This is a genomic window from Candidatus Neomarinimicrobiota bacterium, assembly GCA_034716895.1.
GTDB lineage: Bacteria > Fidelibacterota > UBA8477 > UBA8477 > JABMPR01 > JABMPR01.
Genome location: JAYEKW010000169.1, coordinates 1 through 9989, shown reverse-complemented (window position 1 = coordinate 9989; position 9989 = coordinate 1). Strand labels below are relative to the sequence as shown.

Here is a 9989-nt window from a genome sequence, read left to right as displayed (position 1 = left end):
TGGAGTTGGAGAAATCACTTTTCAGGTCAAAGATCCCATAACGGCTTGCGGCCACTTCAAACAGGTTTGTTTGAGTGATCACCCAATTTGTCATGTAGCCGCCGTAGGAACCGCCCATGATCACCAGGCTGTCGGTATGAGCAACGCCCCGCCGGATCAGATCCTTGACACCGCACATGATATCATGATAATCACCGCCACCCAGGTCACGGTAATTTGCCGTTTGGAATACTGCTGAATAGCCTGTGCTGCCCCTGAAATTAGGAGAAAAAACCGCAAATCCCTGAGAAGCCCAGGCTTGATACATGGCAAATTGTTCCAGCGCAATATCAGTCCGAGCAGCTGGACCACCGTGAATATCCACGATGAGAGGCAAGGGGTCGTTTCCTGAGAAATGTGGGAGAACCACCAAACCTTGAAGATTGAAACGGCCATCCCTGCTTTGCCAGTGATAGGCTGTTTGAGGATGGATCTGCAACGTTTCCAGCGCAGCGCTTTGATCGGTCAGGATACCCCAGGGATGCCCGGGTCCCTTTGAATAAACAATCTCGCTCAAACTGGTGGCAGACTGTCTGACTACCGCAATACCTGCTGATCCCGGATCTACAGCACTGCGGAAGAAATATGACGCACCACCACTGATCTCGGTGGTCTGGCCGTTTAACGAGGCAGTATAGAGGTGATTATTCATGCCTTGGTTGATCTCTAGAAGCAGTGCTTGATCAGAATACCATTTAAAGGCGCCAACATTCAGATCCAGATCCCGGGTAATGCGTTTTATCGTATTCCCTCTTACGGTAATGGTTTCGATCTCGTTCTGGGAAAAGGGTTTTCGGGCATCCTGGGGGCGTTCATAAGCGATAAGATGACCATCTGGAGAAAAGAGGGGAGTATTCTCCGCACCCTTTGCTGAAGTTAATTGCCTTGGTCCGCTACTATCAGGGATCGAAAACAGGAAGATATCTGTTTCCACCCAGTCGTTGTCATCACCCGTGTAGTTGGTGCTGTACACAAGTGTTTCCCCTCGGGGATCGATATCAAAAGACGATATTCCCGGATCTCCGATGAATAGTCGCTCATGCTTGCAACTGATCCTATCAACCATCCAGACCTCTATTTTTGGTCTTTCAGCGGTTCTATCAATAGCATCGAAGCCGGATTTCTCGCGTTCTGTGACCCAGGCTTTCGTCTGTTTTGCCTTGATCTCAGGGGTGAGGTAATAGATATAATTCCCATCAGCGCTCCACTTAAAATCCAGTATGTCACGTTCAGATCCAGTCAAAGGTTTAGCTTCGCCACCAGATATCGCCATAGCCCAAATCCGGGTACCTGGTTTATCCAGATCATCTGGTCGATCAGAGAAAAAAGCCACACAATGTCCAGTTGGACTGAGTTGTGGATCCCATTCATTCCCCGAGCTATAGGTGAATTGTCGATTTTGGGTTCCATCAGTTTGTATTTTCCAGAGCTGTTTGCGGTAAGTGTTGGCTTTCAGATCGGCTTCGCGTCGTTCATAAATGATAGTCTGACTCGCCGAGTGTAATTCCAGGTTGCGAATACTGGGAAAGGAGATCAGGTCTCGGGCATTAATATCTCGTGGACTTTGTGCCAGAGACAAAGCAGATAATAGGATCAAAATAATTGTTAATCGCATGGTCTAAATTGTTCTCCTGTTAAGGTGGCAGCGATTAGTCGTGCAGAATGATGCTTTGAGCCTCAGCAAAACTCGTCTCCCTGAGGCTCTCGAAGGGCTAACAGGAATTGAGCTCATGAATGGAATTTGCGACTAACCTTCGCCGGTTTAATATATAGCCAGATCAATTTTGGCTGTATCTTTTTTCAGGCTCATTACCTAGCAGTAGTTGTAAACCTGCTTCAGCCAAAGCTTCAAGTTCGTTTTCACCTGCTTCGACATGGATGGTTGCCACAGCCTGAACCCTTGTTGAAATTGATTCGCAAAGTAAAGTGGACCGAGCCATTCCTCCAGTTAAAAGGATACCGTCCAGGTTAAATTCCAAAACAGAAGCCATGGCAGCTATTTCTTTACTTATCTGGTAGACCATGGCCTGAAAGATCAATAGGGCATGCTCATCACCTGCTGCAATGCGTTTTTCAACTTTCCGTAGATCTGCAGTACCCAGATATCCAACCAAGCCACTGTGTTTGGAGAGCAGCGCTTCCAGTTCCTGTCGGTCATGATCACCTGAGTAAGCCAGATCCAATAATCCCGAGCTGGGTAAAGCCCCAGACCTTTCCGGGCTGAAAGGTCCCATACCCAGGAGCGCATCGTTCACATCAATAATGCGTCCATTTTTCAAGGCAGCTACTGAGATACCACCACCCATGTGGCATACTACCCAGCGACTTTCATCGATTGATCTGCCTAATTTTTGGCAAAGTCGGCGGGTACTGGCTTTGATGTTCAGGGCGTGACTGCGGGATTTTCTTTCGATTCCAGGAACTCCGGAAATTCTTGCCAGGGGTTCAAATTCATCAGTAGTGACGGGATCGGTAATATAGACTGGGATCTTTCCATTTGAATTGAGTCCAACCCCGATCAAGGCAGCCAGGTTACTGGCATGATCAGCATATCTCGCAGAACGCAGGTCATCGATCATGGTCTGGTCAACTGCATAGATACCACCCGGCAAAGGGCGTAGCGGACCACCGCGCGCCATGATCAGGTCGGGAATGATCCGGGCTGTTTCAAGAAATTGTCCAACAGCTTGCAGGCGCAACTCCAATTGATCGAGGACTCGACCTGATCTGAATTGCTCGTTTCCAGTATGGTCAATGGTGTCTTGGTGCAGGCATTCAATAGCTTTCCGGGCTAACTCAAAGCGATAAACTGCCAATTTGGTTGTGGTGGAGCCTGGATTAATGACCAGTATGTGACCACTACCTCGTGTGCTGTCATCTGATTTCATGTTGGCGGGAAAATAAGTTGAAGTAAGCATAAAGCACGGAATAAGTTTTTGGAGAATTGGGTTAAACATGGAAGAACGATCAGCAAATATGGTTGAGGGACAATTCTATCCATCTATATTGAATGTATGAATATGATGAGGAAAACAACTCAATGGTTTCATCCTGCTCTGCATCTTATGCTGGCTGGAATAATATCATTATTGACTGCATTATTTGCATTTCGATCAGCAGACCTGGAGGCGCAGACCTGGATCACATTTAGCGCTTTTTATATTATTCTGGGTGCGATGACGCTTATGTTCATATTCCGAGCCAGATTGACCGACCCCAAAACCACACAATTACTACAGTTTAGTTTCTTTCTGTTGGGTTTCGTGCTTATGATCACGGGTGTCCTGGGGATGATCAATAGCGGTGTTGCCATGGCATCTGTCTTTCTGCTTACGTTGTTCTTGCCGGGGTTGGCAGTACTTCGAGCAGGCCTTCACTATAAAAAGAACGGAGTTTAAATGTTGTTTCAAGGAAGGCTGTCCAGCTACTCAATGCTTGTCGTTTCACTACTGGTCATCGTTGGGTGTGTCGGAAATGCACCTGGCGATCCATCCATGGACGGGGAACCTAGAGCTAGCCTGGACATCAATACCTTGGGTGAAGGGACTGAGATCAGAAGTGCCGGCTTGCGGCTGATGGAAAGTCCCCTGGGTTTGATAGAATTGCGTAACGGAGATCAAGCCAACGATAGCGTCTTGGTGATAGCCGTTCATGGTTATCAATCAAGGGGTTATGAATGGATCACCGGGATCAAGAATCTGGCAGATCACTATGGCTCCCTCTTCTTTTATCGGTATGATTGGGACCGTTGTCCTGATCAAGTAGCTCAACATCTGGCTTCTCAAATAAATGCAATGGTTAAAACCGGTTCATACCGGAGAGTACTCATTTTCGGACATTCCTATGGTGGCATTGTGGTGATGTATGCAGCCTCAGAATTTGCTGGATTTGATACCGAGATCCATATCATCGCAGCACCGTTAAGTGGATTCCCGGGATTGTTGGATCAATGTGGGTCTTTGCAGTATGATACCGATGATAAACTCGTCTATCCAAAATGGAAACGGTCAGTTCAAGTGATCCAACACAAGACAGTGCATGCCCAGGATGGTGCTTTCCGGGAGCTGGCAATTAACCCTCAGGATATTGATCTGGATTTTAAGTACATCCAGGAATTGCCACCCACTATGGATGGTCATCGACTGGGTCACAACTGGTCTGTTTCCTGGGTATTGGATCAGCATGTTGGGAAACCCCACCGCTACTAATACCAATTGCATGACAGCAAAAACAGCCTGATCTGGTTGCAACAACACAGGATTACATGGCACCAGGTTGAGATCTGGTTCGGAATGAATGCTTGCGGAAAATATCTTGAGGCATATTTTTAGCTGCCTTTCTCAAGCTCGACGGATAGTGGACAGGTTACCATGAAGATTCATTACCTGGAGTATCCGCATCGTACCGTTGGATGGCATTTAACCCTAAGGAGGCTCGCAGTGAAAAATAGAATCTTAGTGACTTCGTTCTTATTGATAGGGTTCATATCAACGACACTTGCACAAACACCAGATGTTTACTGGGGGTTGAATTGGTCTATGTCAACAGCCCAGGTAGATTCAGTTCTTAAAACCGTCTTCAAGGAAAAAAAGAGTGCAACCAAAACAAACTATACAGACAATAGACAGCTTTCGGGTTTCTCCTACCGTATCGCTGAAAAAGGGATTGCCAAGATCTACATCTGGTTCAATCTCAAGGGTGTAGAAAAGGTCTCCATCCATTCTATTGAGGTTCTTTATAGCTTTGAATATCCTTATGATGCGCAACGTTTTAAGCAGGCCTATTTTGAAAAATATGGACATGCATTTCAAGTTGATGCTGAAGCGTATGAAGCCAAGGATGGAACTTCAGTATTGTTGAGGTTGGTGAAAGAACCTGTGACAGGAGTACTGGGACAGACCGTTTACCAGGTGAGCCTGTTTAGTCCCATCCCCTTCGAAATGTCTGAAAAGGACGTTGATTTTCTGTTTTGAGCCCTGATTTCTAATACAACGGGCTCAAACTCATTTCTCCTGAGTAAAACTTTAATAAAGAATTGCTAACGGCATATTATTTGCCCCTTCTCTGATCGGGTAATCCACAGGCGAAGGGACGTTTGATAGCCACATGTTAGCACAGATCAGTTACGGCTTAGGGATCATCATCCTATTGGTATCTGCGGTTACGGGGGGAACCCTCCTTCTGGCACCGGGATCGATTCGACTGCAACGACCAGAGTGTGGGTGGGTTGGTTGGACCTTCAATATCATGAACCTGTTGTTCTTTATGATCATTATTCCCATTTGTGGTGTGCTGTTGATCAACAATAATCAAATCCCCGATTTTATCAGCCTAACATTGTCTTCAACATCATTGCAGGTCGGACTTGAGATCGTAGGCATCATTATTTTTTTGTTTGGCAGCCTATTCTTGCTCTGGAGCCGCCTTTCCTTGCGGCGAAGCTTTCGACTTGCCGGAGTCAAACCCACTCAAACTGATTATCTTACCATGCATGGTCCTTATCAATTAATCAGGCATCCAATGTACATTTCAGCGCTGTTGGTCTTGTTTGGAATAACCCTGATTCTCGTTTCAATACTTATGGCTTTCATGTTTCTCACTATGCTCTCTCTCATTCTGAAGCTGATCCCAAAAGAGGAAGCTCAGCTGAACCTGGCCTATCCAATTGCATTCTCTGAATATTGTCGACGAGTGCCGGGAACGCTATTCCCTTCGAAGCCTAACTGATCAGTTTATCAGGCAACTGGGATATAGCGGGAATTATTTAATGCATTTATTCAATTCAATATGTTTATTTAGAACCGAGCCAAACGGCAAATTATTTACTTACTCTTAAAGTGAGGAATCAGTATGAAAGTATTTATATCGGCAGATATCGAAGGTATCACAGGAATCGGTAATTGGAACGAGACGGACAAGGGCTATCCCCATGATTATGCCTGGTTTCAGAAACAGATGACCGCTGAAGTAGCTGCAGCAGCAGAAGCAGCCATCCAGGCTGGAGCAACCGAGATTCTGATCAAAGACGCCCATGATTCGGGTCGCAATCTGATCCTGGATAAATTACCAGAGATGGTCAGGGTGGTCCGTGGTTGGGCAGGTCATCCGCTTTCCATGATCCAGGAATTAGATGACAGTTTTGATGCGATACTGTTTATTGGATATCATTCCCGGGCAGGACAAAACACAAATGTACTGGCCCACACCATGTCATCTTCCCGGATCACCCGAATGACATTAAATGGTCAGGATATGTCAGAATTTTATCTGCACGCTTTAGCCGCTGCTTACTATAGTGTCCCAGCTGTGTTTGTTGCCGGAGATCAGGGTTTGTGTGAAGAAGTGAAAGGCATAAATGCTACCATTGAAACCGTGGCAACCATCCGGGGTGAAGGAAATTCAGTGATCACTCAGCACCCTGCCCGTAGCATAAAAATGATCAATGCGGGAGTGGCTAAGGCTTTGAGTGGAGATCTGTCGGCAGGATTGTTAACAATTCCTCAGGATCTGGAATTTTCCATCGAGTTTAAAAAGCATCAGGATACCTACCGGGCAGCTTTTTACCCCGGTGCAATTATGATCGATCCATTAACAGTCGGTTTCAGGACCACTGACTATTTTGAGCTGATGAGATTTAACCTATTCGCATACTAAATCGACAGTAAAGATGGTTAACTGATGCGGATCACGCTGCTCCTGCTGCTGCTTATTTTCACGGCGCAGATAGTTCTAAGTGCCCAAAACAACCTGGAAGTAAATTCTCCAAAAGACGAAAATCCCTTGGGTGAGTATCTCAATGAGATGGATGAAATAGGACGCACTCTCAGTGGCTGGCATGGCGCTGAGCCGGACGTGGGATCCTGGTTCTTTAGCTCGTACGCCATGCTGATACTCATGAACAACGGCCGAAGTGATCTCCGACCTTTCCCGACCTTGGAAACACTGGTTCCCGGACTCTGGGGTGATTTAAAATATCTAACCCCACGTACTCTGATGGAACTGGCTGGCGGAGCACTTTCCTACGGAGATCTGATGTCAATATCACAAGATCGTCCTTTTGGATCGCTGCGTACGGAGGAAAAATTTATCATTCAGGTGGCAGGATCAAGTCATTTACGGATGCTTCAGAGTACGGTCGGAGAGCAATTGTTTGATACGATCGTCACGGCGGTAATAGCCGGTGTAAATGACCCTGCTGAGATCACGAACGAACTGTCTGAACAGGTCAGTCGCTTATGTGGAGCTGATCTGGGGTTACAATTTAGCCGAGCTTTATCAAGTGGCACCTGGATGGATGTTGAATTGACAAAAGTGAGACGGCGAGGTGATTCAACAGATGTGTTTCTGAAACAGAAGGGCAGTTGGTCATTTCCCTGTGATGTTCTCATGATCACCGGGTCAGGCGATAGTACGGTTTACAACTATGCTCTTGGCCAGGCTATGCCACTTACCGTGATAGGACAGGACTATACCAGAATCATCCTCGATCCGGATCACAAATTGGCAGAATATTACCGATACAACAATAAATGGCCCAGGATCAAAGGCAATATTTATGTCCAACCATTTGTTGCCTTACCAGATTGGGAGTTTTTCCGGATTACGATCAGCCCCGGCTCCTGGTCAGACTGGGATGGTAATAAACGTTACAGTTTGAAGTTGAACTCCGGTTTTGGTATGGATCTCTGGCCTGCCTATCCCAGTGATTATCGGCATCGGATATCATTGGAGTTGAATTCATACCTACCCATGGATGCTTCACACAGTTGGGGAGGACGACTGAGTTATGCACATCCACTTTCTCGTGAGAAGCGCTTATTTGCCAACTTTCGTATGCACACCTATACCGATTGGAATGGAATGAGTCTTGGTCTTACTAAATATGTTGGGAAACAACGGTTTCTGATCCAGGGACCCAAATTACGGTACCAGCGTTTGCACATCAGGTATGAACAGGACCAGTATGCCGATTCTTTGATCTGGCAGAAAGATCAGTCTATTAGTATCATTAAAGCTTCCTACACGGGACTTTCCCTGACGCGCTATGGGGATCGGCTTTATTGGAACCTGCGCACAGCAACTGGCCGAGAATCCCTGGAAACTTTTTTTCTCATGAAATCTCAGGTAGATATTTCAGGCGTTTTCTGGAATTGGTTATCTGGAGGGCTACAAATAGAGGCGGGTTCACAATCTGTAGGCACACCTGTTCCATACCAATTCACCCACGATTATGCCTGGCAGGATAACCTGGCAGCCCTGCCAAAATTTAGAGGACAATCCAGGATAACCGGGCAGCCCAAAAATTATGTGGGCGTGAGCATATCTGGTGGTTACTGGGTGTCGTGGTTCCAGGTGAAGCTTTTCGCCAGCAGTATGATCCATGATCAGGCAGGTATCTCTCTTAGTGAAGCCAGTCCACACCATGCAGCTGGATTTGGTTTCGAACACAAATCACTATTTACAGCAGGTCTTTATTTTCCGATCTGGCAGTCCCATCCGCTGGAGGGCGAAGCGTCCCTAGCTTGGCGTTATCAGTGGCGATTGTCGTGGAACTTGTAGCGATTCAATATATGTAGAGACACAATGCATTGTGTCTTCACAGGTTTATATTATAACATCTAAGAATTTGAACAGGAGGGTTGTATGGAATGGGTATTATCAATTCGAGCTGAGTGGCTGACACCGATCATGAAGATATTCACTTTTTTGGGTGATGAAGAATTCTTTCTCCTGTTCCTACCATTGGCTTACTGGTTATGGCGCAAAGATGTCATGGGTCGCACCGGGATGGTTCTACTTTTTACCTTCGTTCTTAATGCGGTTATCAAAGGAATCTTTGAAATTCCCCGTCCAGATGTCATTGAACATCTGGTTCATGCTGATGACTGGTCATTTCCCAGTGGACATTCCCAGGGTGCCATGGTGCTGTGGGGTTGGCTGGCCTGGGAGCTCAAAGACAAGCGCGCTTATGCAATTGCCGCCCTTCTGATTGCCGGAGTTGGCTTTTCCAGAGTATATCTGGGAGTACACTACCCATCCGATGTCTTTGGCGGATTTGCCATTGGCTTGATAACACTCTTTAGCTATGCCTGGCTCTTAAAACTTGAACCTCCGGGCTGGCTTTACCTTGGACCTACTCGCCAAAGTGTGATTCTCTTTGTGTTGCTTATGGGCATTTTCATGTTGACCCCGGAGCTTTCAGCGGTTGCTATAAAAGGCGGAGCCACCTTTATCGGTTTTCTGACTGGTTATCTACATGAGAAAAAGTATATGTCCTGTAGCTTTAAGCCGGGAACGAGTTTGGTCCTGTCAAAAATTGTCCTCGGATTTGTCGGGATCATTTTGATCTGGATCGGTCTGAAACAGGTATTTATATCGATCGGATATGCCACAGATATGGCCACATTCATTCGCTATGCTTTGTTAGGTGGCTGGATCAGCTATGGTGCACCGTATCTGTTTTGTCATTTCGGGTGGAATCTTGAAAATAGAAAACTTGCCGGGCGTAGCCGATAGGCAAAGACGGGTAGAAAATAGAAAATAGAAAACTTGAAACTTGAAACTTGACGATCTCGCAAAAACGACCCCTCGCCCGCCTGCGTATAACTTCGTGCGGGCAGGCAAAGCGCGCAGAGACGCAAAGTGTTGATAATAAAGAATATAGCTATACACTCATCATCTAGCTGTATTTATTGAGTTTAGGTTATATTTCATGGTTTCTTAAATACTTTTTTGCGAGGCCGTCAAACTTGAAACTGGAAAATAGAAAACTGGAAACCGCTAATTACGCGAATTGCACGAAGATGGTTTTTATTAGCACAGTGGAAAAAGGTCCCTGAGTGATTGCGGAGCAATCGTATCGAAGGGGCCGGTCCCTTCGATACGATCTTCGCTACACTCAGATCACTCAGGGACCTTTCATCCCAACCCCCTAACCTCCAACCCCCAAC

General features: G+C 46.2%; 9 protein-coding genes. 7 read left to right on the top strand and 2 right to left on the bottom strand.

Going from position 1 to position 9989, the window contains the following annotated elements; all coding sequences use genetic code 11:
* Both U9Q77_10730 and buk read right to left on the bottom strand, forming a co-directional pair.
* A partial coding sequence (locus tag U9Q77_10730; GenBank protein ID MEA3287832.1) for a prolyl oligopeptidase family serine peptidase occupies positions 1–1654 on the bottom strand: 1654 nt, incomplete at its 3' end.
* 163 nt (positions 1655–1817) lie between these two features.
* Entirely contained in the window at positions 1818–2957 is a 1140-nt protein-coding gene (gene buk / locus U9Q77_10725; GenBank protein MEA3287831.1) for a butyrate kinase, read from the bottom strand.
* A 102-nt stretch (positions 2958–3059) separates the two neighbouring features.
* Between buk and U9Q77_10720 the strand changes: the two genes are divergently transcribed.
* The 7 genes from U9Q77_10720 (at position 3060) to U9Q77_10690 (ending at position 9555) form a co-directional block, all read left to right on the top strand.
* Positions 3060–3437 carry a hypothetical protein gene (locus tag U9Q77_10720; GenBank protein ID MEA3287830.1) on the top strand — a complete coding sequence of 126 codons (378 nt, stop codon included), beginning with the start codon at positions 3060–3062 and terminating at the stop codon, positions 3435–3437.
* Positions 3438–4247 (top strand): alpha/beta hydrolase, encoded by an 810-nt coding sequence (locus tag U9Q77_10715; GenBank protein ID MEA3287829.1) that lies wholly within the window; start codon positions 3438–3440, stop codon positions 4245–4247. It begins immediately after the preceding gene.
* A gap of 231 nt (positions 4248–4478) precedes the next feature.
* Entirely contained in the window at positions 4479–5012 is a 534-nt protein-coding gene (locus U9Q77_10710; protein ID MEA3287828.1) for a hypothetical protein, read from the top strand.
* Between the two features lie 133 nt (positions 5013–5145).
* A complete protein-coding gene (locus U9Q77_10705; GenBank protein ID MEA3287827.1) occupies positions 5146–5766 on the top strand; it encodes a methyltransferase in 621 nt (206 codons plus the stop codon).
* A gap of 123 nt (positions 5767–5889) precedes the next feature.
* Entirely contained in the window at positions 5890–6693 is an 804-nt protein-coding gene (locus tag U9Q77_10700; GenBank protein ID MEA3287826.1) for a M55 family metallopeptidase, read from the top strand.
* Between the two features lie 24 nt (positions 6694–6717).
* On the top strand, positions 6718–8598 hold the full coding sequence (locus U9Q77_10695) for a hypothetical protein (GenBank protein ID MEA3287825.1): 1881 nt from the start codon (positions 6718–6720) through the stop codon (positions 8596–8598).
* A gap of 84 nt (positions 8599–8682) precedes the next feature.
* Positions 8683–9555 (top strand): phosphatase PAP2 family protein, encoded by an 873-nt coding sequence (locus tag U9Q77_10690; protein MEA3287824.1) that lies wholly within the window; start codon positions 8683–8685, stop codon positions 9553–9555.
* The last annotated feature ends 434 nt before the right edge of the window (positions 9556–9989 follow it).